Source organism: Mycobacterium hippophais (genome assembly GCF_027529605.1).
In the GTDB taxonomy this organism is placed as follows: domain Bacteria; phylum Actinomycetota; class Actinomycetes; order Mycobacteriales; family Mycobacteriaceae; genus Mycobacterium; species Mycobacterium arseniciresistens.
On record NZ_JAPZPY010000001.1, the window covers coordinates 74,230 to 98,266 of the forward strand.

The following is a 24,037-nucleotide window of genomic DNA, read 5'->3' on the forward strand; positions in this document are numbered from 1 at the left end:
TACCGTGGGGCGGGTGAGCACCCGCTACCGGACACTTCTGCTGCTTCGGCACGCCAAGTCGGACTACCCGCCGGGCGTCGCCGACCACGGCAGGCCGCTGGCGCCCCGGGGACACCGGGAGGCCGGGCTGGCCGGTGACTGGTTACGCGCCCACGCCCCCGCCGTCGACGCGGTGATGTGCTCGACGGCCACCCGGACCCGCGAGACGTTGCAGCGCACGCTCGTCACCGCGCCCGTGCAGTTCTCCGACCGCCTGTACGACGCCACACCCGGCACCGTCATCGACGAGATCAACGGCGTCAGGTCACGCTTCGACGTGGACGTGGAGACCCTTCTGGTGATCGGCCACGAACCCGCGATGTCGGCGGTGGCACTCGGACTCGCCAGCGCCGAGGGTAGCAACAGCATTGCCGCACAGCACATCTCGGAGAAGTTCCCGACCTCGGCGATCGCCGTGCTGCGCACCGCCTGCACCTGGGATCAACTGGCGCTGCGGGGCGCCGCATTGGTCACCTTCCACAAGGCCCGGTAGCGGCTACGAGCTGGTGGCGAGCGTCAACTCCATCAGCTTGATCGCCATCCCGCACGCGTCGATACCCGGGGACTGCGGGTTGACCCACCAGCCCACCGCGCCACCGGCGTCGCTGGCGACGCCGCACGCGCCGTTCGGGTCGTTGGGCTTCATCACGATCGACGGCACCCCGGCCACCGAGCGCTCCTCGATGTCGTACTGCAGTTCCTGCGCCGTGCGCCGCTCGTTGTCGAGGTTGCCCTGCTCGAACCAGAACCGGGTGATGTCGACCAGGCCCGCGGGATTGGCCGCCTGCCAGCGGCACACCGCGCCGACGAAGGTGCTCTGGATGTCCAGCGGGTCGGCGCCGACGGTCTCGGCGAGGATGTCCTCGGTGAGCACGTCGCACTCCTTGAGCAGGTTGGGGTACTGCCGCTCGGAGTTGTTGTTGCTCGGTCCGCCGCCGGTGCCCTCCTTGGCGGCGGTCCCGTCGACGTTGCGGCTGCAGCCGGTGACGATCGTCAGCGTGGCCAGCAGGGCACCGGTGCCCGCGAGCACGCGCCTGCCGTGCGGGAACCGCCTCATTTCGAATTCACGATCGACTGACGGGTGAGCTCGCGGGCCACCTGGCACGGATCGGGGAACGGCTTCCGGTCGTAGCTGATCGACCACTCGATGAAGTCGTCGTCGAACTGGATGCCGATCTCGCAGAGGTTGACACCGCCTTCGATCAGGTCCTGGCTGCTGGCGATGAAGCCGTCGTGGCCCTCGATGTTCACGTCCTCGACCGTGTCGCGCGACAGCTCCTCGGTCTTGCGCTCACGCCCGATGGGGCTGCCCCGGAACCAGGTGAACGAGAAGTGCGGCCCGAGGATGCTCCCGCCGACCAGCCACTGGCAGCCCACCGACGTCTTGGCGGTGTTGACCAGGGTCGGCCGCTCGGTGAGCTGGCTGATCACCTGATCGCTCACCCCGCCGCACTCCGGGAAGAACGGCCCGTGCGAGACGTCTTCCTGCGTCTGGGTGGGCCCGGACTGCTCGGGCGAGGACGGCTCCGGGTCGCTGCATGCCGCGAACAGCGGAATCGTCGTCGCAGCCAGTACGGCCAGCGCCCTGGCAGGGCGGGCGCGTCCCGTCGCGCTCGTGCTGGGAGTCACGCCATGCACTGTAGCGGCAGCGTTCCGCCTCAACCACCGACATGCCGGTTGACCTGCAGCTTTCACAGCATGTGCGACAGTATCGAAATGCTCTGGGCGCTGCTGCGACGGTTCGTGCGGCCGTACCGGGGGTTGCTCGGCGTGGTCGCGGCGCTGCAGGTGGTCAGCACTTTGGCCTCGCTGTACCTGCCCACCATCAACGCGGCGATCATCGACGACGGTGTGGCGAAGGGCGACACCGCGACCATCGTCGACCTCGGCATGATCATGCTGGCGGTCTGTGCACTGCAGGTGGCGTGCGCCGTCGGCGCGGTGTACTTCGGCTCGCGGGCCGGGATGGGCTTCGGTCACGACCTGCGCGGGGCGATCTTCCGCCACGTCATCGGGTTCTCCGCCGAGGAGACCGCCCGGTTCGGCGCGCCGTCGCTGCTCACCCGGACCACCAATGACGTCCAGCAGATCCAGGTGCTGGTCCAGGTGACGGCGACCATGCTGATCACCGCGCCGATCATGTCGGTCGGCGGCATCTTCATGGCCGTGCACCAGGACGCCGGCCTGTCCTGGCTGCTGCTGGTCAGCGTGCCGGTGCTGGCGGTGGCGAACTACTGGATCGTCTCGCGGCTGATGCCGATCTTCCGCAGCATGCAGCGGCTGATCGACAACATCAACCGGGTGATGCGCGACCAGCTGTCCGGCATCCGGGTGATCCGCGCGTTCGCCAGCGAGCCGTTCGAACGCGAACGCTTCGCCGAGGCCAGCGGGGCGCTGTCGGAGACCGCGCTGGCGGCGGGCCGCTGGCAGGCGCTGATGCTGCCGGTGACCACGTTGGTCATCAATGTCTCCAGCGTGGCGCTCATCTGGTTCGGCGGCCTGCGCATCGACGCCGGACAGATGCAGGTCGGCTCGCTGATCGCCTTCCTGTCCTACTTCATGCAGATCCTGATGGCCGTGCTGATGGCGACGTTCCTGCTGATCATGTTCCCGCGGGCGTCGGCCTGCGCGGAGCGGATCACCGAGGTGCTGTCGACCACGCCCGGCATCGCCAGCCCCGACGACCCGGCCGGACCCGACACCGTCGCCGGTGAGATCCGTTTCGACGCAGCCACGTTCACCTACCCCGGCGCGGACCGGCCGGTGCTGCAGGATGTCTCGCTCACCGTGCGGCCGGGCAGCACCACCGCCGTCGTCGGCTCCACCGGCTCGGGCAAGACCACACTGATCGCACTGATCTGCCGGCTCTACGACGCCACGGCCGGATCGGTCAGCGTCGACGGCGTCGACGTGCGGGACTGGGACGTCGAACGGCTGTGGTCGGCGATCGGGCTGGTGCCCCAGCGCGGATACCTGTTCTCCGGCACGGTCGCCGACAATCTGCGGTACGGCAAGTCCGACGCCACCGACGCCGAGATGTGGGCGGCGCTCGAGGTGGCGGCCGCCGACGACTTCGTCCGGGCCCATCCCGACGGGCTCGGGTTGCGCGTCGCCCAGGCCGGTGTCAACTTCTCCGGCGGCCAGCGGCAACGGCTGGCGATCGCCCGCGCCGTCATCCGCCGGCCCGCGGTGTACCTGTTCGACGACGCGTTCTCGGCACTCGACGTGCACACCGACGCCCGGGTCCGGACAGCGCTGCGCGAGGTGTCGGCAGGCGCGACGGTGCTGATCGTGTCGCAGCGCATCTCGACGGTCGCCGAGGCCGACCAGGTGATCGTCGTCGAGGACGGCCGGGTGATCGGCGTCGGCACCCACGAATCGCTGCTCGCGGACTGCCCCACCTACGCGGAGTTCGCCGACTCCCAGTCGATCGGCGTCGGGGGCCCGCCATGACCGGACCACTCGGCCGCCCGTTCCGCGGCGCCATGGCCGCGCCCGCCGAACGCACCCGCGACTTCCGCGGGTCGGCGGTGCGCCTGGTCAAACGGCTCACGCCGCAGCGCGGGCTGGCCGCGCTGGTGATCGGACTCGGTGTCGGCGGCATCGCGATCGGGGTGATCGGCCCGCGGATCCTCGGCCACGCCACCGACCTGTTGTTCAACGGGGTCATCGGCAGGCAGCTGCCTGCCGGGCTGACCAAGGAGCAGGCCGTCGCTGCTGCCAGGGCGCGCGGTGACACCACGTTCGCCGACCTGCTGTCCGGGATGGACGTGGTGCCGGGGGAGGGTGTCGACTTCGCCGCCGTCGCACGCACCCTGCTCCTCGCCCTCGGGCTGTATCTGATTGCCGCGCTGCTGGTCTGGATGCAGGCCCGGCTGCTCAACGTCACAGTGCAGCGCACCATGGTGGCGCTGCGCTCCGATGTCGAGGACAAGGTGCACCGGCTGCCGCTGTCCTACTTCGACGCCCGCCAGCGCGGTGAGGTGCTGAGCCGGGTCACCAACGACATCGACAACATCTCGACGTCGCTGTCGATGACCATCAGCCAACTGCTCACCTCGGTGCTGACCGTGGTCGCGGTGCTGGTGATGATGCTGACCATCTCGCCGCTGCTGACCCTGCTCACGGTGATCACCGTGCCGCTGTCGCTGCTGACGATCCGCTGGATCACCCGGCGCTCACAGCGGATGTTTGTCGCGCAGTGGCGCAACATCGGCAGGCTCAACGCCCACATCGAGGAGACCTACAGCGGCTTCACCGTCGTGAAGACCTTCGGCCACCGCGCCGCCGCGCAGGACCGGTTCGACGAGCTCAACGCCGACGCCTACCACAGTGGATTCGGCGCGCAGTTCTTCTCCGGACTGGTGTCCCCGGCGACGGTGTTCATCGGCAACATCAGCTACGTCGCGGTCGCGGTGGTCGGCGGCCTTCAGGTGGCGACCGGCCAGATCACCCTCGGCAGCATCCAGGCATTCATCCAGTACGTCCGCCAGTTCAACCAGCCGCTGACCCAGGTCGCCGGGATGTACAACACGCTGCAGTCCGGCGTGGCCAGCGCGGAGCGGGTGTTCGAGCTGCTCGATGCCGACGAGCAGTCCCCCGACGCCGCGGTCGATCTGCCCGGTCCGGCCGACCGGCCCGGCCGCGTCGAGTTCGAGCACGTCACCTTCGGCTACCGCCCCGGCGCCCCGGTGATCGAGGACCTGTCGCTGGTCGCCGAACCGGGCAGCACGGTCGCGATCGTCGGCCCCACCGGCGCGGGCAAGACCACACTGGTCAACCTGCTGATGCGGTTCTACGAGGTGGACTCCGGCCGCATCCTCGTCGACGGCGTCGACATCTCCACCGTCAGCAGGCACTCGCTGCGGTCGCGGGTGGGGATGGTGCTGCAGGACACCTGGCTGTTCGGCGGCACCATCTACGACAACATCGCCTACGGCAGGCCGGGCGCGGGCGAGGACGAGGTGATCGCCGCGGCGAAGGCGGCGTTCGTCGACCGGTTCGTGCACAGCCTGCCCGACGGGTACCAGACCAGGGTCAGCGACGACGGCGGCTCGATCAGTGCAGGCGAGAAGCAGCTCATCACCATCGCGCGCGCCGTGCTGGCCCGCCCGCAGCTGCTGATCCTCGACGAGGCGACCAGCGCGGTGGACACCCGCACCGAGCAGCAGATCCAGCACGCGATGGCCGAACTCCGGCGCGACCGCACCAGTTTCATCATCGCCCACCGGCTGTCGACGATCCGCGACGCCGACCTGATCCTGGTGATGGAGGCCGGCCGGATCGTCGAACGCGGCACACACGCCGAACTGCTGGCCCGCCATGGCGAGTACTGGGCGATGAGCAGGGCCTGAGACTAGGCGTTTCGCTTAACGGTGCCCCAGCCGCGTTACAAACCGTAGGCTCGCCGTAATGAACACGAACACCGTCCACACCTTCTGCAGGTACTGCATGGCGTCCTGCGGGTTGGAGGTGACGGTCGAGGGCAATCGCATCCAGAAGATCTCCGCCGACAAGCAGAATCCCCACAGCTGGCACGACTTCTGTGCCAAGGGCCGCACCGCCAATCAACTGGTCGAGCACCCCCGCCGCATCGTGCGGCCGATGCGCCGGGTGGGCGACTCCTACGTCGAGGAGAGCTGGGACGTGGCGATCCGCGACATCGCCGCGCGGATGAACGCACTGATCGACCAGGACGGACCGGACGCCATCGGCGCGTACTACGGCAACCCGTCGGGACACTCGTCGTCGAACGTGATGTTCATGAACGCCTGGATGGACGCGATCGGCACCCGCAGCCGCTACGCCGTCGGCTCGGTGGACCAGAACGCCCTGCACGTGGTCGCCGAAGCGATGTACGGATCGGCGCTGATGGTGCCCGTGTCCGACGTCGACAACTGCGACTACTTCCTGCTGATCGGGACGAATCCAGCTGTGAGCGCCTGGAATTGGCTCGAGACGGTGCCGGGCGGCTGGCGCCGGGCGTTGGCCCGCCAGCAGCGGGGTGCGACCATCGTCGTCGTCGACCCGGTGCGTACCGAGACGGCGGAGAAGGCCGATGTGCACCTGGCCGTGCAGCCCGGCCAGGACTGGGCGCTGCTGCTCGCGCTGGTCAAGGTGATCCTCGACGAGGGACTCGAGCACCGTCGCGACTGCGCCGATCTCGCCACCGGTGTGGACGAACTGCGCCGCCTGGTGGCCGACGCCGACCTCGATGACCTGGCCATCCGCTGCGGCATCGAACGGTCCCGGATCGTCAGCACGGCACGGGACTTCGCCGCAGCCCGGGGCGCGATGGTGGTCACCCGCACCGGGATATCACTGCACGCGGCGGGCACCGTGGGCGAATGGCTGGGTCAGGTGCTCAACGTCATCACCGGCCGGATGGACCGACCGGGCGGACGGCGGTTCGAGCCGGGCTACTTCGACGCGTTGAAACTGGCCGAATTGGCCAAGACGGAACCCCATACGAGTCGGGTGGCGGGACGGGAGATGGTGGCGGGAGCGCACGGGCTCGCCGAACTGCCCGACGAGATCACCACCCCCGGCCCCGGTCAGATCAAGGCGATGCTGATCAACTGCGGCAACCCGGTGGTGTCGGGTCCCGACGGAAGCAAGCTCGACAAGGCGCTGGCACAACTCGACCTGCTCGTCGTGATCGACCTCGTACAACGCGAGAGCCACCGGCACGCCCACTGGCTGCTTCCGGCCGTGCACTGGCTCGAACGCGACGACCTGCTGGCGTTCACCAGCAACATGCACGACGAACCATTCGTCCAGTACGGACGCAAGGTCGTCGAAGCGCCGCCGGACACCCGGCAGGAATGGGAGATCTTCGTCGACCTCGCTTTGGCGATGGACCGGCCGTTGTTCGGCGCCAAAGGCCTCAACCGGTTCATCAGAGCGACGCGCCGCGCAGCGGCGCTGACCCGTCGCCCCGCGGTGGCGTTCGGCCCGCACTGGCTCGACCGTCTCATCGTCCGGATGTCGCGAAAGTTCAACGGCCGCAGGCTCACCTGGCGCGATCTGATGGCCAACCCGCACGGATTGGTTTTGGGGCCGCGCGAGTTCGGTCATTTCAAGGGCGCGCTGCGCACCGACGACAACATGGTGCACGCGGCGCCGCCCCAGTTCACCGCCCGCGCCCGGGAACTACTGGCGGAGCCGATCCGCGTCGCGCCACAGGAGTATCCCTTCCAGCTGGGGAACCGGCGCAATCGGCACTCGATGAACTCCTGGCTCAACGAGTTGCCGGGACTGCACCGCTCCGGCAAGGGCAACGACGTGATGATCAACGCCGAGGACGCCGCGACGCTCGGCATCGGCGAAGGCGACCGGGTACGGGTGTACTCCCCGGTCGGCGCCGTTGAACTGGCGGCGACGCTGTCCGACCGGCCCCGACGCGGCATGGTGATCATCGACCACGGCTGGGGTTCACGGATCTTCGATCCGCGCGGCGGCGGGAAGCCCGAGTCGTTCGGCGTCAACCGCAATCTGCTGGTCGACGGCTCGACAGTGGACCCGCTGTCACAGACCTCGACGCTGAGTTCGTGCTACGTCGGGGTGGAGCGGATCTAGACCCCGGGGCCCTCGGCGCGCACATCGTCGACGGCCGACATCGCCGCGCGCAGCTTCGCCAGCCACTCGTCGGTGTGTTCACCGACCAGCCGCACCGACCAGGCCAGCGCGTCGGACCGCGAGCGCGCCACACCGGCGTCGACGAGCGTGTCGAGCACCTGGCGTTCGGACTGCCGCAGCCGGGTCATCACCGGAACGGCGATGTGGGTGAACAGGATTCGTTCGGGGTCGGCCGGATCGCCCACCTCGACACCCCAGGAGACCTTGCGGCCGTATCGGGCCTCCGCCTCGTCGGCGATCCGCATCCGGTCCTGCCGGGTCTCCTCACGGAACCTGGCCGCCCTGCCCGAGGCGTGGGCGTCACTCTCACCACCGTCGGGTTCGGGCAGCCGCCCGATGACGGTGATCTCCTCGCGGTCGACGACCACGGTGGGGTCGCCGGCGAACCAGCCTTCGGGCATGCGTCCGGCGATCCAGTCGGAGGCGTCGCCGGCATCGGGTTGTTGGGACTGCTGCCAGCCGCCGGATCGTCCCCGTCGGCCGTGGGTGTGTTGGTGTCTCATGATTACATGCTTACACCGTTACAAGGGCATGCGGCCGCGTTTCACCCCGGGCGAACGCCGCCCCTCTCGAACCTGCTTCTACCTGCGCTTGGACACCAGCGAGTACACCGCCGCGCCACCCGCGAGCACCATTGCCACGAGCAGCAGCGCGGCCCAGCCGGCGCCCGCCAGCCACCACACCAGACCGAGTGCGACGACCGCCGGGGACACCACGAACAGCACCATGCCCGGGTGCTGCTTGAAAACCGCCATCGCGCCCTTGGCCCGGTCCCGGTCTATTTCCTTGCCCGCCATGGCACAAGGATGCCCTAATGTCGTCACGGTGACTGCGCAATGGCTACCGGACCCCGAAGGCCGCTACCAGTACCGCTGGTTCGACGGACAGAACTGGACCGATCAGGTCTCCCACCAGGGCCAGGTGGGCCGGGCGCCACTCGGCGGCGGCGCCGGCGCGCCACCCGACCAGGGCCAGCAGCCTCAGGCCACCGCCCAGGGCGGCCCGCAGTACGGCGGCGCCCAGCAGCAGGCCGCCGGTGACGGCTTCGCGGGCATCACCGGCGATCTGGTCGACGGCCGCTTCAGCGAGAAGGAAGCCAAACCGATCGGCAACCAGAACACCAAGCTGCTGCGGGTGCGCCTCGGCGAGCCGTTCATGGCCCGGCAGGGTTCGATGGTCGCCTACCAGGGCAACGTCGACTTCGCGTTCGAGGGCGGCGGGGCGTCGAAGTTCATCAAGAAGGCGCTGACCGGCGAGGGACTGCCGTTGATGCGCTGCCAGGGCCAGGGCGATGTGTTCCTCGCCGAACGGGCCTACGACGTACATCTGTTGAACCTGAACAACTCCGGGCTGTCGATCAGCGGTAAGAACGTGCTCGCCTTCTCGTCCAGTCTGGACTGGAACATCGAGCGGGTCCGCGGCGGCAGCATCGCCACCGGCGGCCTGTTCAACACCACGCTGCGCGGCACCGGCTGGGTGGCGCTCACCACCGACGGTCCCCCGGTGGTGCTCAACGCCGCCGAGGCGCCGACCTTCGCCGACACCAATGCCGTGGTGGCCTGGTCGGCCAATCTGCAGACGCAGTTGAAGACCAGCTTCAAGGCGGCGGCGCTGATCGGCCGCGGCTCGGGCGAGGCGGTGCAGGTGTCGTTCCACGGCCAGGGCTTCGTGATCGTGCAGCCGTCGGAGGGGGTCCAGATCCCGACCCAGGCATGACCGCGCCGTGGGACAGCGACGTGGTGGCCGGCCGCTACGGCGGCCATGACGGACTGACGTATCGCCGGTCACCGTCGACGTTCGGCGAACTCGTCGACGCCACGACGCGCTGGACCGACCGCACCTTCTTGGTGCAGGGCGACCGGCGGATCACCTTCGGGCAGTTCCGCACCGCCGCGTCCGTATGCCGGCAGATGCTGCATCGCAACGGGATCGAGCCCGGCGACCGGGTGATGGTGTTCGGGTACAACAGCCCGGAGTGGGTGCTGGCGCTGTGGTCGCTGTGGCTGACGGGCGCTGTCCCGGTGCTGGCCAACCGCTGGTGGAGCGACGAGGAGATCCACCACGCCGTCGGGCTGGTGCGGCCGCGGCACGTCTTCTCGGACACACCGCTGACGACGGACGTGCCCGGCAGCGCACTGCAGGATCTCAGCGCGGCGTTCGATGCCACCCCGTCCGCTGAATCCGCACCCCTGCCCGAAACCCACGAGGACGAGGCCGCCGCGGTGCTGTTCACCTCGGGGAGCTCGGGGCTGCCCAAAGCGGTTGAGCTCTCCCGCCGTTCGGTGATCGTGAACCAGCACAACATCCTCGGCCGCACGAATCGTTTCCCACACCTGCTGGACGCCGACTCACCGCAGGCCGTCAGCCTGGCGTGCACGCCGATGTTCCACATCGGCGGAATGTCCAGCCTGCTCACCCATTTCCTGACCGGCGGCCGGATCGTCCTCACCGAAGGCCGCTTCGACCCGAAACAGGTGATGGAACTCATCGAGCGGGAGCGCGTGCAGATCTGGGGCGCGGTGCCGACCATGGCGGTCAGGGTGCTCGAGCATCCCGACTTCGGGCACCACGACCTGTCGAGCCTGCGGTCGTGGCCGCTCGGCGGCGCGCCGGTGACCACCGATCTGCTCGACCGGATTCGCGAGAAGCTGCCGAATCTAAGGTCGCGGGGGCTGAGCAACACCTGGGGCATGACCGAGGCGGGCGGCTTCCTCACCGTCGCCGACGGCCGCGACCTGCTCGACCGTCCCGGCACCGTCGGGCGGCCCTACCCGGTGGTCGAGCTGAAGATCGCCGAGCCGGACGCCGACGGCACCGGCGAGGTGCTGACCCGCTCCCCCACGGTGATGCGCGGATACCTGCGCGGCGGCCGAGTCGACGCCGCGGCCGACGTGGACGCCGACGGCTGGCTGCACACCGGCGATCTCGGCCACCTCACCGCCGACGGCTATCTGTTCATCGACGGCCGCAGCAAGGACGTCGTCATCCGCGGCGGTGAGAACATCGCCTGCCCGCACGTCGAAGCGGCCCTGGCGACGCACCCCGACGTGATCGAGGTCGCCGCCCTCGGGGTGCCCCACCACGAACTCGGCGAGGAGCTGGCCGCGGTGCTGGTGTGCCGGACCGAGGTGCCACCACCCACCGAGGAAGAGATGCGTCGCCACCTCGACGGGGTGGTCTCCTACTTCGCGGTCCCGACACGGTGGCGCATCCGCACCGAACCGCTGCCGACGCTCGCCGGCGAGAAGATCGACAAGAAGGCGCTCCTGCAGGAATTCCTGACCGGGACGTAGCCCGCTACCCATACCCCCCATGGGTATATACTCGGCAGCATGAGTATGACGCTGAACGTCCGCGGGATGAGCTGTGGCCACTGCGTGGCGGCGATCACCTCGGCGGTGGCGCCGCTGCCGGGCGTCACCGACGTCGCGGTCGACCTCGAACACGGGCTGGTCACGGTGGAAGGTTCCGCCGACGAGGCGTCGGTGGTGGCCGCCATCGAGGACACCGGCTACGACGTGGACCGCGCGGCATGACTGCCGTCACCCTCGCCGTCGGCGGAATGACCTGCGCGTCGTGCGCCGCGCGGGTCGAGAAGCGGCTCAACCGGATCGACGGCGTGTCCGCCACCGTGAACTTCGCCACCGAGCAGGCCACCGTCGAGTATCCGGACACGGTCAGCGCCGACGACCTCGTCGCCGCCGTCGAGGCCACCGGCTACACCGCGAGCCTGCCCCGCACCGCCATCGACGGCTCGGCGTCGGACGACGAGGCGACCGGATGGCGGCGGCGCCTGCTCGTCTCCGCCCTGCTGACCGTTCCGGTGGTGCTGCTGTCGATGGTGCCCGCGTGGCAGTTCGACTACTGGCAGTGGCTGGCGCTCGGGCTCGCCACGCCGGTGGCGACGTGGGGCGCGTGGCCGTTCCACCGCGCGGCGTGGGTGAATCTGCGGCACCGCGCGGCGACGATGGACACCCTGATCTCGGTCGGGGTGTCCGCCGCCTATGGGTGGTCGGTGTGGGCGCTGCTGTTCACCCACGCCGGCACGCCGGGCATGCGGATGTCATTCGACCTGCTGCCGTCCGGCGCCTTCGAACCGCACCTCTACCTCGAGGTCGCAGCGGCGGTGACGACGTTCCTCCTGGCCGGCCGCTACGTGGAGGCGCGCGCGAAGAAGCAGTCCGGCGCGGCGTTGCGGGCGCTGCTCGACATGGGCGCCAAAGATGTCGCCGTGCTGCGCGACGGGCGGGAGATACGGCTGCCGGTCGACCTTCTGACGGTCGGCGACGAGTTCGTGGTGCGCCCCGGCGAGAAGATCGCCACCGACGGCGTGATCGTGTCGGGCACCTCGGCCGTCGACGCCTCGATGCTGACCGGGGAGTCGGTGCCGGTGGAGGTGGCGCCCGGCGACGCGGTGGTCGGGGCGACGGTCAACGCCGGCGGCCGCCTGCAGGTGCGCGCCACCCGCGTCGGCGCCGACACTCAACTGGCACAGATGGCGCGACTGGTGGCCGAGGCGCAGAGCGGCAAGGCCGACGTGCAGCGGCTCGCCGACCGGGTGTCGGCGGTGTTCGTCCCGGTGGTCCTGGCCGTCGCGGCGCTCACGCTGGCCGGCTGGCTGCTCGCCGGCGCCGCCGCGGGAGCGGCGTTCACCGCCGCGGTGGCGGTGCTGATCATCGCGTGCCCGTGTGCGCTGGGGCTGGCGACGCCGACCGCGCTGCTGGTCGGCACGGGTCGCGGCGCCCAGCTGGGCATCCTGATCAAGGGCCCGCAAATCCTCGAATCGACGCGGCGGGTCGACACGGTGGTGCTGGACAAGACCGGCACGGTGACGACCGGCCGGATGGCGGTGGCCGCCGTGCACCCCGCCGACGGCGAGACGACCGCCGACCTGATGCGGCTCGTCGGCGCGGTGGAGGACGCGTCGGAGCACCCGATCGCCCGGGCGGTGGCCGCGACGGCCGCGGAGGCGGGTCCGCTTCCGGCGGTGACGGAGTTCGAGAACCACGGCGGCAGCGGCGTCACCGGCGTCGTCGAGGGCCGGACGGTGGCCGTCGGGCGGTTGGGCTGGTTGGCCGCCGACGCGCCGCCCGAACTCCTCGACGCCGCGGCCGCCGCGGAGGCAGAGGGCCGCACACCGGTGTGGGCCGCGGTCGACGGCCGCGTCGCCGGGGTGGTCGTCGTCTCCGACAGCGTCAAGGACACTGCGGCGCAGGCTATCTCGCAACTCAAAGAGCTGGGCCTGACGCCGGTGCTGCTGACCGGTGACAACAGCCGCGCCGCCGAAGCGGTGGCCGCCCAGATCGGCGTCGACGAGGTGATCGCTGACGTGCTGCCCGCCGACAAGGTGGACGTCGTCAAGCGGCTGCAGGCCGAGGGCAGGACGGTGGCCATGGTCGGCGACGGCGTCAACGACGCCGCGGCCCTGGCTCAGGCCGATCTCGGGCTGGCGATGGGCACGGGCACCGACGTCGCGATCGAGGCATCGGACCTGACGCTCGTCACCGGCGACCTGCGTGCGGCGCCCGATGCGATCCGGCTGGCGCGCAGCACCTTACGCACCATCAGGGGCAACCTGTTCTGGGCGTTCGCGTACAACGTGGCGGCGTTGCCGCTGGCGGCGCTCGGCCTGCTCAACCCGCTGATCGCCGGCGCGGCGATGGCGTTCAGCTCGGTGTTCGTGGTGAGCAACAGCCTGCGGCTGCGGGGATTCACGCCGCTGCGCTGAGCCGTCAGGCGTCGCCGGCGGCGCGGCGGGCCCGGAACAGCTTGACCTCGTCCTTGATGCCCTTGAGGTGCCGGGCGCCGGCGAAGGACCAGGCGAACTGCGCGTCGTCGCCGATCGCGTCGCGGGTCGACTCCGCGGCCAGCACCGCGCCGGGGCGGGCGGTGCTGGTCACCCGGCTCGCCAGATTCACCGAACTGCCGAACCAGTCCCCCGCGCGGCTGACCGCAGGGCCGGTCGCCAGGCCGACCCGCAGGGACGGCAGATCGTCGTCGGATTCGGTGGCGTCGACCAGATCCAGCACCGCCTCCAGCAGCGCCGCGGCCGACGTGCTCACGAGCATCACCTCGTCACCGATCGTCTTGATGAACCGCACCGGTGGCACCGCGACGTCGCGGGCGAGGTCGGCCAGCCGGTTCGCCAGCCGCTCGAGGTCCTCGGGCGGAACCGCCTCGCCCAACCGGGTGAAGCCGACGAGGTCGGCGAACGCGACGGTGACCACCCGGGCACCCGGCAGCGGGCGTCCCTCGGCCCGTTCGCTGGCGCTGACCCCCTCGGTCTCCATCGTGTGCCGCAGCTGCAGCATCAGCATGTCCTGGATCATCGGCCCGAGCAGCGGTGCGATCTCGCGGGTCAGCGCCTCGGATCCCTTCGCGATGTCCAGTTCCGTGGCACCGGGTTTGAGCACCGCGGCCAGCGCGACCGCCCGCATCACCTCGGCGGCCCGCGACAACCCCTCGGAGAGCTGCCGCACGGTGACCACGATCTGCTCGGGAGTCAGCCCGAGGTCGATGAACCGCTGGGCGTGCGCGGCGGCTTCGGCGTCGGCGCGCATGTGCACGGCGGCGTCGGGATCGTCGACCCGCGGCAGACTCATCGCGCGCTGCACCTGTTGCAGCAGGTGGAGGTCGATCCCGAACTTCTCGCTGGTCTCGCGCGCCGAGACGTAGGTGCCGTCGTCGCCGATGAACCGGCGCGACGCCAGCACCGTCGGCGCGGAGGCGTCGGCGATCTCGGCCACCGTGATGCCGCGTCCGAGCAGCCACTCGATCAGCTCCGCGCGTTCGGCGCGGGCCCTGCCCTCAAGGCCCTCGAGCAGCCCCGAGGCTTCGATGTCCACCTCGTCGGCCACCCGGCCAAGGTATACCGCCGGTCCGGCTTTGCTATACAGCACGCATGACCACACCGGTGTCCCACGGCTTCCCGCCGCTGGTCGGTGCGCGCCCGCGGCTGCTGGTGCTCGGCAACATGCCGAGTGTGCTGTCGCTCGGCGCGCAGCAGTACTACGCGAATCCGCGCAACGCGTTCTGGCGCATCGCCGCGGATCTCTTCGGTTTCGACGCCGACGCCGGATACGACGATCGGGTGGCCGCACTGCTGAGCCATGGCGTCGCCGTCTGGGACGTGCTGCGATCCTGCCGCCGGGCAGGCAGCCTGGACTCCGCCGTCGAGCGGACGAGCATGGTGGCCAACGACTTCCCTGCGTTCTTCGCCGGGCACCCGTCGATTTCGCGGGTGGTGTTCAACGGCGCTGCGGCCGAACAGAACTTCCACCGGCTGGTGCCGGTGCCGCCCGAGCTGGCCTACGTGCGGGCACCGTCGACCAGTCCGGCTCAGACGATGCGCTACGCCGACAAGCTGGCAGCGTGGCGGCGGGCGGTCGGCTGACCCGTCATCCGCCGTGCCGAGATGCGTACTCGCCCGGGGTGCAGCCGAGCATCGAACGGAAGTCGTTGATGAAGTGCGCCTGGTCGTACCACCCGAGCCGGACGGCGAGATCGGCGAAGTCGACGCCACGCCGGCTCTCGATCTCCAGCGCGGCCTGCTGCAACCGGTACCGGCACAGCACCCACTTCACCGGGACCCCGACGTACCGGCGGAACACCCGCTGCGTGGTCCTGGCGCTCCACGGCGACACCGCCATCACCTGCTCGACACGATGCAGCGAGCCGTCGTCGCGGATCCTGTCCACCAGGTCGCACAGCGCGAGGAACGTCGGATTCACAGGACCGGGTTGGGCGGCGATCAGCTGGTCGAGCCGCTGGCCCGACTCGGCCACGTCGTCGACGAGATCGACTGTCGTACCTGCCAATTGGCGCACGGGCTGAACGCGGCCGGTGAGTGCCGCGGCGTCGCCGCCGAACCGGGCTACGAAGCCACCCGGGCGGAACCGCGCCCCGACCACCGCACCCGACTCGGCGATCGTCACCTGGAACACCCGGTCCACCACGCCGTGCAACAGTGTCGCAGGCAGCGGCTGCCCGTGCCGGGTGCCGTCGGTGCCCCACTCGCGGGTGAGGTGCATCGACGGAAAGGTGATCACCGTGCTGTCGAAGGGCGCCCGGCCACGCAGATCCCAGGTGACCGACCAGAAGTGCTCGACGAACCGGGCGGCGCCGTCCGTCGGCGCCCACCGGTGCAGGTCGAACGCCGACGCGGACGCCGCCCGCCCGACCAGCCCGCGCATCGGGGTCGCTGGCGTGTTTTTCCAAGCGCCCATGCCCACCAACCTACGAAACTCGACGCCATGAGCGTCCAACCCATCCCGCAGGGCTACACGAGCCTGACCCCGTTCCTGGTGATCGACGGCGCCGCGAAGGCGATCGACTTCTACGTCGAGGTGTTCGGCGCGGCGATTGTCGAGAAGATGGACGGCCCCGGCGGCACCGTTCCGCATGCCGAACTGGACTTCGGCAACGGCCGGCTGCAGCTGGGCGACCCGAACCCCGCGTACAAGCTCGAGGCGCCGCCGCGTTCGGAGTCGGTCACCCATTCGCTGGTGCTGTACTGCCCCGACGCCGACGCGGTCGTCGCGCGCGCCGAGGCCGCAGGGGCGACGATCCGCGAACCGATCCAGACCTTTGTGACCGGCGACCGTTTCGCCTCCATCCTCGATCCGTTCGGTCAGCGGTGGGCGGTGATGACCCGCGTCGAGGACGTCTCGCCCGAGGAGCGCGACCGGCGGCTGGCCGAGTGGGCCAAGGAGAACGTCTGATCCTCCCCCGCTAGCGTGGCGGGATGTCGTGTGTGTTCTGTGCCATCGTGGCCGACGAGGCCCCGGCCATCCGCATCTACGAGGACGACGACTACCTGGCGATCCTCGACATCCGCCCCTTCACCCGCGGTCACACCCTGGTGTTCCCCAAGCGCCACCTCGTCGACCTGACCGACACGCCGCCGCAGACCGTCGCCGACATGGCCACCATCGGTCAGCGGATCGCCAGGGCGGCGCGCGCCTCCGGACTGCACGCCGACGGCAACAACATCGCGATCAACGACGGCAAGGCGGCCTTCCAGAGCGTGTTCCACATCCACCTGCACGTGCTGCCCCGCCGCGACGGCGACAAGCTGTCGTTCGCCAAGGGCATGCTGCTGCGCCGGGACCCGGACCGCGAGGAGAGCGGCCGCCTTCTGCGCGAAGCGCTGGAACAACTCGACTCGGCGGGGCAGGATTGACCCCCATGGGCATGCCGTGGTGGGAAAAGAACATCGGATACCGGCTACTGCTGCTGCACGACAAGCTCTACAAGGCCACCAATGGCCGCGTCGGGCACACCATCCCGGGTGGCCCGTCGAACCTGCTGTTGCACACCATCGGCGCGAAAACCGGGCAGAAGCGGGCGAACACCCTCTCCTACGCGCGCGACGGCGGCGACTACCTGGTGGTCGCGTCCATGGGCGGCGAACCACGGGCGCCGGGCTGGTACCACAACCTCAAGGCGAACCCCGACGTCGAGATCAACGTCGGACCCAAGCGGATTCCGGCAACCGCCCGCGCCGTCTTCCCCGACGATCCCGAATTCGCCCGGCTGTGGCCGATCGTCAACAACATGAAGGGCAACAAGGACCGCTACATCGGCTACCAGAAGCGGACGTCACGGCCGATCCCGGTGATCGTGCTGACGCCGCGCGGCTAGAAGAGTTCCTTCGCCAGCAGTTCGAGCGTCGTGTCCCGGCCCTGCGCCGTCGCCGGGTCGGTGCCGCGGCGGGCCGATGCCACCGGGTTGACCATCACCTCGTCGACGCCGAACTCCTCGGCGAGCGCGCGGACCTGGTCGGCGGCCTCGGTGGGTGACCCGACGACCGCGCGGGCCAATCCGTGGTCGACCACCGCCTGCTCGCGGGGGCCGAACCGGATCTGCTCGGCGTCCTCGACCAGCTCCAGCGGACCCAGCGGTTGCCCGGTGCGCAACCGCGCCATCATGTGCAGGTTCGGCAGCATCAGCGCCATCGCCTCGTCGCGGGTCTCGGCGACCGAGGCGTTGACGGTCAGAAAGGTGACCGGTTCGGGCGCCAGGTCGCTGGGCCGGAACTCCGAGCGGTACGCCGCCAGCGCCTCCTTGGTGCCCTGGCCGGAGAAGTGGTGGGCGAACACGTAGGGCAGGCCCTTGGCGGCCGCCAGGTGCGCCGAGTACATCGACGAGCCCAGCAGCCACAGCCGCGGCTCGGTGGCCGCCGCCGGCGTCGCCTTGAGGATGTAGTTCTCTCGCATCAGGTCGCGCGGCAGCGGCACCCGCACCCCGCGGGCGCCCATCAGTGCGACCACGTCGTCGAGGTACTGCGGGAACGCCTCGATGTCGCGGTCGTCCCGCCCGGCGGCGCCGCGCAGCGCCATCGACGTCACCGGATCCGATCCGGGTGCCCGCCCGATGCCCAGGTCGATGCGGCCCGGGTGGGCGGCCTCGAGCAGCGCGAACTGCTCGGCCACTGCCAGCGGCGCGTGGTTGGGCAGCATCACCCCGCCCGAGCCGAGCCGGACCCGCTGCGTCAGGGCGGCGAGGTGCGCGATCACCACCGGCGGGCTGGTGGCCGCGACGGCGGGCATGTTGTGGTGCTCGGCGATCCAGTAGCGGGTGTATCCGAGCTGGTCGGCGGTCTGGGCGAGGTGGGTGGTGGCCGCGAGCGCGTCCGACGTGGTCTGGTCGGTGCGCACCGGTACGAGGTCGAGTACGGAGAGCTGCACCCGAAATTCAACGCGCCGCGACACTCGGATAGTCCTTCGGCGTGAGAATCACAGTCCCGCCTCCCGCTTCGCCAGGGTGAAAACGTCGTCCATCATGGCCGGAGTCAGCCTGCCGGTGAACGTGTTCTGCTGGCTCGGGTGGTAGCAGCCGATGAGCGCGAGCGGACCGTGCGGGGTCGTCAGCCGGGCGGTGACGGCGTGCCCGAACGCCGGCGCCGGGGTGGCGACGGTGCCGCCGCCGGTGCGCACCATCTGCAGTGCCGCCCGCCATGCGAACCCGCCGAGAGCGATGACGACGCGCACGTCGGCGCTCACCAGCCGCCACTCGGCGTCCAGCCACGGCGCGCACGCCGACCGTTCCGCGGGGGTCGGCGCGTTGCCGGGCGGGGCACAGCGCACCGCGGCCGCCATCCGGGTGTGCAGGAGCGTCAGCCCGTCGGCGGCGTCCACCGACGTCGGCTGGTTCGCCAGGCCGGTGCGGTGCAACGAGGCGAACAGGAAGTCACCGGAGCGGTCCCCGGTGAACACCCGGCCGGTGCGGTTGCCGCCCTGCGCCGCGGGAGCCAGGCCGACGACCATGATGGCCGGCCGCGCCGCACCCCAGCCGGTGATCGGCCGGCCCCAGTAGGGTTCGCCGGCGAACGACTTGCGCTTGGTTACGGCCACCTCCTCGCGCCACTCGACCAGCCGCGGGCAGGCCCGGCAGACCGACACGACGGCGTCGAGTTCGTCGAGCGTGCCGGTCGCCTCGGCCATCGACACCACCTGCGCCGGGGATGTCGCGATTGCGGTGCGCGCGGTCGCCGGGTCACCGGGCCACCCCGAGCCGGGTGGGACCGGGGAGTCGAAGAGCGCTCCGGTACGCGGATGGGGCAGCGGCACGACTCCACTGTGCCCGAGCCGGAAAACCCGTCGCCGCCGCGGTGCCCGCGCTGCTAGATTCGGCCGCGATACCCCATGATCACCACTTCGCGCGGACCGCTGCACCTCATCCTGTTCGCGGCGCTGACAGCCGGTGCGGGCAACGGCATCTCGCTGGTCGCCTTCCCCTGGCTGGTGTTGCAGCGCAACGGTTCCGCGGTCGACGCCTCGATCGTCGCGATGGCGGGGACGCTGCCGCTGCTGGTGGCCACGCTGATCGCGGGTGCGGCCGTGGACTACCTCGGCCGGCGCCGGGTCTCGATGATCTCCGATGCGCTGTCGGCGATCTCGGTCGCCGCCGTGCCGGTGCTCGCATGGGTGTTCGGCGTCGAGGTGATCAACGTCGGAGTGCTGGCGGGCCTCGCCGCACTCGGCGCGTTCTTCGACCCCGCAGGGATGACCGCCCGCGAGACGATGCTGCCCGAGGCCGCGCACCGGGCGGGCTGGACGCTGGACCGCGCGAACAGTGTCTACGAGGCGGCGTTCAATCTGGCCTACATCGTCGGCCCGGGCATCGGCGGACTGCTGATCGCCACACTCGGCGGCGTGAACACCATGTGGGTGACGGCCGGGGCGTTCCTGTTGTCGATCGCCGCCATCGCGGTGTTGCGGCTCGAAGGCGCGGGCACCCCCGACCGGGCCGAGCTGCCCGAGGGGGTGTGGGCGGGAATCGTCGAGGGACTCAAGTTCGTCTGGCACACACCGGTGCTGCGCGCGCTGGCGTTCGTCGACCTCGCCGCCACCGGCCTGTACATGCCGATGGAGAGCGTGCTGTTCCCCAAGTACTTCACCGATCGCGACGAGCCGGCGCAGCTGGGCTGGGTGCTGATGGCGTTGAGCATCGGCGGGCTGATCGGCGCGCTGGGCTATGCGGTGCTGTCCCGGCACATGTCCCGGCGCGCGGTGATGCTGACCGCGCTACTGACGCTCGGCGTGGCGATGACGGTGATCGCCTTCCTGCCGCCGTTGCCGATCATCCTGGTGCTGTCGGCGATCGTCGGTTTCGTCTACGGGCCGATGGCCCCGATCTACAACTACGTCATGCAGACCAAGGCGCCGCAGCACCTGCGCGGCCGGGTGGTCGGCATGATGGGGTCGCTGGCCTATGCCGCGGGACCGCTGGGGCTGATACTGGCCGGGCCGCTGGCCGATTCGGCGGGCCTGCACATCACCTTCCTGGCGCTGTCGGTGCCGATGCTGCTGCTCGGCGTCGCGGCGGTGTTCCTGCCCGCGCTGCGCGAGCTGGACCGGGCGCCGGTCGCCGAGCGCGGTTAGACCCGCTGCGGCAGAAGTAGTTTGGCGAACCGGCGGACCGCGGCGGGCTCTCCGCCGACATGCAGGCGGCCCGCCGACATCAGCCCGGGCACCTGGTCGGGGTCCAGCGCGGCGCCCAGCACCTCGATGTCTCCGGTCAGCATGACGTCGGCGACGGTGTCGTCGGATTCCTCCTGGACCGTCTCGGCGGTGATACGCATCGTGGTGCCGCCCTGCGGCGTGGCGAGCCGCACCACGAGGTCGGGACCGCCGCGGTCCGGCCGCAGGTATGCGCGCAGCGCGCGGGCCAGCCACTGCGGGCGCACCACCGCCCTCGGTTCCCGCGTGGCGAGCAGGGGGCGGCCCCACCGCGCCAGCGCGTCGATCACGTCTTCGAGTGCCCGCCCGTGGTCGGTGAGTTCGTAGACGGTGCCGGACGCCGGCTTGGGCAGTTCCCGCTTGACCACCAGCCCGTGCCGTTCCAGATCGCGCAGCCGCCCGGCCAGCATGTCGGTGGCGATCGGCGCCAGCCCGCTGAGCAGGTCTCCGTAACGCTGTGGGCGGTCGAGGAGTTCGCGCACGACCAGCAGTGTCCACCGGTCGCCGACGACGTCGAGGCTCTTGGCCACGGCGCAATGCTGGCCGTACGAGCGATTGGGCACCCGGCCATCCTAGCTGCGGCTTGACTTGTCCAAGTCGATACTTGTTTTTTCCAAGTTGAGTGAGTTACGTTTCAGGAATGCGCTCCCCACTCCCCCTCGCCGAGGCCGTCGCCGCGGAGGCCGTGGCCTTCGCCGACCCGCGGATCGACCTTCTCGACCCGCATCTGGCACCGCTGTTCCCCGCCGCCATCCGACCACTGTGACGAAAGGCCCGACATGACAACCGCTCTCACTGACATCGACATCGCCCCCACCCTGAAACACCTGCTGGACATCCGGATCGGGTTCGACCCCGTGCAGGTCTTCGACACCCCGGTCGGGACACGATTCACCTATGTGGTCCGGCACGGCCGCTGCGAAGGACCGCGCATCGCCGGCGACATCCTGCCCGGTGGCGGCGACTGGATTCTCTTCGGCACCGACCGCGTCGCCCGCCTCGACGTGCGCGCCACCATGCGTACCGACGACGGCGCGCTCATCCACCTCACCTGCACCGGGCGGGTGCAGATGCCGCCCGAGGCCGCAACGAGATTCGCGGCGGGCGAACTGATCCGGCACGACGAGATGGTGGCGCACTCGACCCCGCTGTTCGACACCGACGACGAACGCTACCGGTGGATCAACGCCGTCCACACGGTCGCGATCAACCAGGCCTCGCTCAGTGAGGTGCACTACCGGGTGTTCGAGGTCCGATGAGCGCGCCGCAGTCACTCGCCGAGTTGTACGACCGGTACGTCGCCGCGTGGGCCGCCCACGATCCGGATGCCGTCGTGGCACTGCACAGCGACCAGACCCGGTTCTGGCTGCACCACGGAAGGCCCGCCGTCGACGGACGCACCGCCGTGCGGGACGCGTTCGCGGACATGTTCGCCGCGCTGCCCGACTTCGGCTTCGTCGTGCACCGCACCGAGTTCGGGCCCCGGCACTGGGTGCTGGACTGGACGTTGACGTGCTCGGGGCCAGGCGGTCGCCCGGTCCGCTGGGACTGCATCGACCTCGTCACCGTGACCGACGACTGGCGGGTCGCCCGCAAGGACACCTTCGTCGACGGTGTGCAGTTCGCCGCAGCGCTTGCCGGCTGAGCCCGCGTTTACCCCGACCGCCACAGCGGGTAGACAGCCGAGGTTGTGACCCAGACCACACCGAGGTGAGCCGTGTACCAGCAGGTTCTCGATCCAGTCGCAGGTTCCCTTGCATGGAGCGCCGTCGTGGCGGCGATCCCTCTGCTGCTGTTGTTCGTCCTGCTCGGCGCCTTGAAGATGACCGCGTGGAAGGCGTCGCTGATCTCGCTGGCCGTCAGCATCGCGATCGCGGTATTCGTCTACGGCATGCCGGTCGGCCAGACCCTGCTCGCCGGTAGCGAGGGCGCGGCGTTCGGCTTCTTCCCGATCCTGTGGATCGTCATCAACGCGATCTGGGTGTATCAGATGACCGTCGAGACGGGGCATTTCGACGTGCTGCGGCGGTCGTTCAGTTCGGTCAGCGACGATCAGCGGATCCAGGCGATCATCATCGCGTTCTCGTTCGGCGCTCTGATCGAGGCCCTGGCCGGCTTCGGCACCCCGGTCGCGGTGACATCGGTGATGCTGATGGCGCTCGGCTTCCGGCCACTGAAGGCCGCCGTGCTGGCGCTGGTCGCGAACACCGCGCCCGTCGCGTTCGGCGCCATGGCCACACCGATCATCACCCTGGGCAAGGTCACCGAACTGGACGTCGACACGCTCGGCGCGATGGTGGGCAGGCAGACGCCGATCCTGGCGCTGTTCGTCCCGCTGGCCCTGGTGGCGATCGTCGACGGCCGTCGCGGCATGCGCGAGACATGGCCGGCCGCAGTGGTCTGCGGCCTGGTGTTCGCCGTCGCGCAGTACGCGACGTCGAACTTCCTCTCGGTGCCGCTGGCCGACGTGGTGGCCGCGCTGCTCTCGGCGGCCGCGGTGGTCGCGCTGGTACGGGTGTGGCGGCCGCGGCACGCCTACACCGAGCCCGCGGAGACTCCGGTGACAGCCGGGTCCGCCGGCCGGGGTGAGCCGCCGCCCGCCCCCGGCGCCGGTGTCGGCGACGACGCCGACCGCGAGGTGGACGACTCCCGCGCCGACGTGGTCAAGGCGTACGCGCCGTACGGGATCATCATCGGGGTCTTCGTGATCTGCCAGATCCCGGCGGTGAAGAGCCTGCTCGATTCGGCGACCTTCGCCTTCACCTGGCCGGGCCTCAACGTGATCGACGCCGACGGCGACCCGTCCACCCTGACGAAGTTCACGCTCAATCTGTTCACCACCCCGGGCACCCAGATGCTCATCGCGGGCGTGCTCACCATGGTGGCGCTAAAGCTCTCGGCGGCACGGGCGGTGAAGGCCTACGGGGTGACGCTGCATCAACTCCGCTGGGCGATCGTGACCGTGATGACGGTGCTCGCCCTGGCGTTCGTGATGAACCTGTCCGGACAGACCATCACCCTCGGCACCTTGTTGGCCGGCACGGGTGGGGCATTCGCGCTGCTGTCGCCGATCCTCGGTTGGCTCGGCGTCGCGGTCACCGGATCGGACACGTCGGCCAACTCGCTGTTCGGCGCCCTGCAGGTGACGGCCGCCAACCAGGCCGGACTGTCCGACGTGCTGATGGCCGCATCGAACAGTTCCGGTGGCGTGCTGGGCAAGATGATCTCGCCGCAGAACCTCGCGATCGCCGCGGCCGCCGTCGGGCTCGACGGCAAGGAAGGTGACATCTTCCGGCGGGTCATCCTGTGGAGCCTGGGCTTCCTGCTGCTGCTGTGCGCGCTGTCGGCGCTGCAGGCCTCGCCGGTGCTTTCGTGGATGGTGCCGTCATGACAACTCG

At 70.1% G+C, this 24,037-nt stretch carries 26 protein-coding genes; 17 read left to right on the forward strand and 9 right to left on the reverse strand.

The annotated features are described in order from the left end of the window. The first annotated feature begins 13 nt into the window (after positions 1-13). On the forward strand, positions 14-532 hold the full coding sequence (locus O6P37_RS00355; RefSeq protein ID WP_269892217.1) for a SixA phosphatase family protein: 519 nt from the start codon (positions 14-16) through the stop codon (positions 530-532). 3 nt (positions 533-535) lie between these two features. Here the strand turns inward: O6P37_RS00355 and O6P37_RS00360 are convergent, their stop codons facing one another. Both O6P37_RS00360 and O6P37_RS00365 read right to left on the reverse strand, forming a co-directional pair. Then, a complete protein-coding gene (locus O6P37_RS00360; RefSeq protein WP_269892218.1) occupies positions 536-1,096 on the reverse strand; it encodes a DUF3558 domain-containing protein in 561 nt (186 codons plus the stop codon). Then, a complete protein-coding gene (locus tag O6P37_RS00365; RefSeq protein ID WP_269892219.1) occupies positions 1,093-1,677 on the reverse strand; it encodes a DUF3558 domain-containing protein in 585 nt (194 codons plus the stop codon). The genes O6P37_RS00360 and O6P37_RS00365 overlap by 4 nt, the downstream gene beginning before the upstream one ends. 78 nt (positions 1,678-1,755) lie before the next feature. Between O6P37_RS00365 and O6P37_RS00370 the strand changes: the two genes are divergently transcribed. From O6P37_RS00370 to O6P37_RS00380, 3 genes are read left to right on the forward strand one after another with little or no spacing between them, the layout of a single operon-like run. Beyond that, on the forward strand, positions 1,756-3,492 hold the full coding sequence (locus tag O6P37_RS00370; protein WP_269893121.1) for an ABC transporter ATP-binding protein: 1,737 nt from the start codon (positions 1,756-1,758) through the stop codon (positions 3,490-3,492). Further along, the gene (locus tag O6P37_RS00375) at positions 3,489-5,393 is read left to right on the forward strand and encodes an ABC transporter ATP-binding protein (RefSeq protein ID WP_269892220.1); all 1,905 of its coding nucleotides are present in this window, start codon (positions 3,489-3,491) and stop codon (positions 5,391-5,393) included. Before O6P37_RS00370 ends, O6P37_RS00375 begins: the two co-directional genes overlap by 4 nt. A 58-nt stretch (positions 5,394-5,451) precedes the next feature. Then, the gene (locus O6P37_RS00380; protein ID WP_269892221.1) at positions 5,452-7,617 is read left to right on the forward strand and encodes a molybdopterin-containing oxidoreductase family protein; all 2,166 of its coding nucleotides are present in this window, start codon (positions 5,452-5,454) and stop codon (positions 7,615-7,617) included. Here the strand turns inward: O6P37_RS00380 and O6P37_RS00385 are convergent. Further along, positions 7,614-8,180 carry a hypothetical protein gene (locus O6P37_RS00385; RefSeq protein ID WP_264014400.1) on the reverse strand — a complete coding sequence of 189 codons (567 nt, stop codon included), beginning with the start codon at positions 8,178-8,180 and terminating at the stop codon, positions 7,614-7,616. The genes O6P37_RS00380 and O6P37_RS00385 overlap by 4 nt on opposite strands. Positions 8,181-8,258: 78 nt before the next feature. After that, entirely contained in the window at positions 8,259-8,474 is a 216-nt protein-coding gene (locus O6P37_RS00390; protein ID WP_269892222.1) for a hypothetical protein, read from the reverse strand. A gap of 28 nt (positions 8,475-8,502) precedes the next feature. Here O6P37_RS00390 and O6P37_RS00395 point away from each other — a divergent pair, with 28 nt between their 5' ends. The 4 genes from O6P37_RS00395 to O6P37_RS00410 are packed head-to-tail and all read left to right on the forward strand — an operon-like array spanning position 8,503 to position 13,405. Beyond that, complete coding sequence (locus O6P37_RS00395) at positions 8,503-9,393, forward strand: AIM24 family protein (RefSeq protein ID WP_264014402.1); 891 nt, start codon at positions 8,503-8,505, stop codon at positions 9,391-9,393. Then, positions 9,390-10,970, forward strand: a complete 1,581-nt coding sequence (locus O6P37_RS00400) for a class I adenylate-forming enzyme family protein (protein WP_269892223.1) — start codon at positions 9,390-9,392, stop codon at positions 10,968-10,970. Before O6P37_RS00395 ends, O6P37_RS00400 begins: the two co-directional genes overlap by 4 nt. Positions 10,971-11,009: 39 nt before the next feature. Further along, positions 11,010-11,213, forward strand: coding sequence for a cation transporter (locus tag O6P37_RS00405; RefSeq protein WP_269892224.1), 204 nt, complete (start codon positions 11,010-11,012; stop codon positions 11,211-11,213). After that, entirely contained in the window at positions 11,210-13,405 is a 2,196-nt protein-coding gene (locus O6P37_RS00410) for a heavy metal translocating P-type ATPase (protein WP_269892225.1), read from the forward strand. Before O6P37_RS00405 ends, O6P37_RS00410 begins: the two co-directional genes overlap by 4 nt. Positions 13,406-13,409: 4 nt before the next feature. Here the strand turns inward: O6P37_RS00410 and O6P37_RS00415 are convergent, their stop codons facing one another. Next, positions 13,410-14,534, reverse strand: coding sequence for an adenylate/guanylate cyclase domain-containing protein (locus O6P37_RS00415; protein WP_269892226.1), 1,125 nt, complete (start codon positions 14,532-14,534; stop codon positions 13,410-13,412). A 44-nt stretch (positions 14,535-14,578) separates the two neighbouring features. Between O6P37_RS00415 and O6P37_RS00420 the strand changes: the two genes are divergently transcribed. Next, a complete protein-coding gene (locus O6P37_RS00420; protein ID WP_269892227.1) occupies positions 14,579-15,070 on the forward strand; it encodes a DNA-deoxyinosine glycosylase in 492 nt (163 codons plus the stop codon). 4 nt (positions 15,071-15,074) lie between these two features. On the opposite strand, the gene O6P37_RS00425 is transcribed toward O6P37_RS00420, so the two are convergent. Beyond that, positions 15,075-15,902, reverse strand: a complete 828-nt coding sequence (locus O6P37_RS00425; protein WP_269892228.1) for a DUF6597 domain-containing transcriptional factor — start codon at positions 15,900-15,902, stop codon at positions 15,075-15,077. A 27-nt stretch (positions 15,903-15,929) separates the two neighbouring features. On the opposite strand from O6P37_RS00425, the gene O6P37_RS00430 reads away from it, so the two are divergent. Genes O6P37_RS00430 through O6P37_RS00440 form a run of 3 tightly spaced genes read left to right on the forward strand, consistent with a single transcriptional unit; the run spans position 15,930 to position 17,319 of the window. Next, positions 15,930-16,397 (forward strand): VOC family protein, encoded by a 468-nt coding sequence (locus O6P37_RS00430; protein WP_269892229.1) that lies wholly within the window; start codon positions 15,930-15,932, stop codon positions 16,395-16,397. 23 nt (positions 16,398-16,420) lie between these two features. Continuing rightward, a complete protein-coding gene (locus O6P37_RS00435) occupies positions 16,421-16,858 on the forward strand; it encodes an HIT family protein (RefSeq protein WP_269892230.1) in 438 nt (145 codons plus the stop codon). An 11-nt stretch (positions 16,859-16,869) separates the two neighbouring features. Then, the gene (locus O6P37_RS00440; RefSeq protein WP_408633104.1) at positions 16,870-17,319 is read left to right on the forward strand and encodes a nitroreductase family deazaflavin-dependent oxidoreductase; all 450 of its coding nucleotides are present in this window, start codon (positions 16,870-16,872) and stop codon (positions 17,317-17,319) included. Here the strand turns inward: O6P37_RS00440 and O6P37_RS00445 are convergent. Both O6P37_RS00445 and O6P37_RS00450 read right to left on the reverse strand, forming a co-directional pair. Continuing rightward, positions 17,316-18,365 (reverse strand): LLM class flavin-dependent oxidoreductase, encoded by a 1,050-nt coding sequence (locus O6P37_RS00445; protein ID WP_269892232.1) that lies wholly within the window; start codon positions 18,363-18,365, stop codon positions 17,316-17,318. The genes O6P37_RS00440 and O6P37_RS00445 overlap by 4 nt on opposite strands. A 48-nt stretch (positions 18,366-18,413) precedes the next feature. Next, positions 18,414-19,247, reverse strand: coding sequence for a uracil-DNA glycosylase (locus tag O6P37_RS00450; RefSeq protein WP_269892233.1), 834 nt, complete (start codon positions 19,245-19,247; stop codon positions 18,414-18,416). Between the two features lie 75 nt (positions 19,248-19,322). Here O6P37_RS00450 and O6P37_RS00455 point away from each other — a divergent pair, with 75 nt between their 5' ends. After that, complete coding sequence (locus O6P37_RS00455) at positions 19,323-20,561, forward strand: MFS transporter (protein WP_269892234.1); 1,239 nt, start codon at positions 19,323-19,325, stop codon at positions 20,559-20,561. Here O6P37_RS00455 and O6P37_RS00460 read toward each other — a convergent pair. Beyond that, a complete protein-coding gene (locus tag O6P37_RS00460; RefSeq protein WP_269892235.1) occupies positions 20,558-21,202 on the reverse strand; it encodes a winged helix-turn-helix transcriptional regulator in 645 nt (214 codons plus the stop codon). The genes O6P37_RS00455 and O6P37_RS00460 overlap by 4 nt on opposite strands. Before the next feature lie 77 nt (positions 21,203-21,279). Here O6P37_RS00460 and O6P37_RS00465 point away from each other — a divergent pair, with 77 nt between their 5' ends. The 4 genes from O6P37_RS00465 (at position 21,280) to O6P37_RS00480 (ending at position 24,030) form a co-directional block, all read left to right on the forward strand. Beyond that, a complete protein-coding gene (locus tag O6P37_RS00465; RefSeq protein ID WP_269892236.1) occupies positions 21,280-21,405 on the forward strand; it encodes a hypothetical protein in 126 nt (41 codons plus the stop codon). Positions 21,406-21,418: 13 nt separating this feature from the next. Further along, positions 21,419-21,898 (forward strand): DUF3237 domain-containing protein, encoded by a 480-nt coding sequence (locus O6P37_RS00470; protein ID WP_269892237.1) that lies wholly within the window; start codon positions 21,419-21,421, stop codon positions 21,896-21,898. Beyond that, the gene (locus O6P37_RS00475; RefSeq protein ID WP_269892238.1) at positions 21,895-22,284 is read left to right on the forward strand and encodes a nuclear transport factor 2 family protein; all 390 of its coding nucleotides are present in this window, start codon (positions 21,895-21,897) and stop codon (positions 22,282-22,284) included. The genes O6P37_RS00470 and O6P37_RS00475 overlap by 4 nt, the downstream gene beginning before the upstream one ends. A gap of 72 nt (positions 22,285-22,356) precedes the next feature. Further along, the gene (locus O6P37_RS00480) at positions 22,357-24,030 is read left to right on the forward strand and encodes an L-lactate permease (protein WP_269892239.1); all 1,674 of its coding nucleotides are present in this window, start codon (positions 22,357-22,359) and stop codon (positions 24,028-24,030) included. The last annotated feature ends 7 nt before the right edge of the window (positions 24,031-24,037 follow it).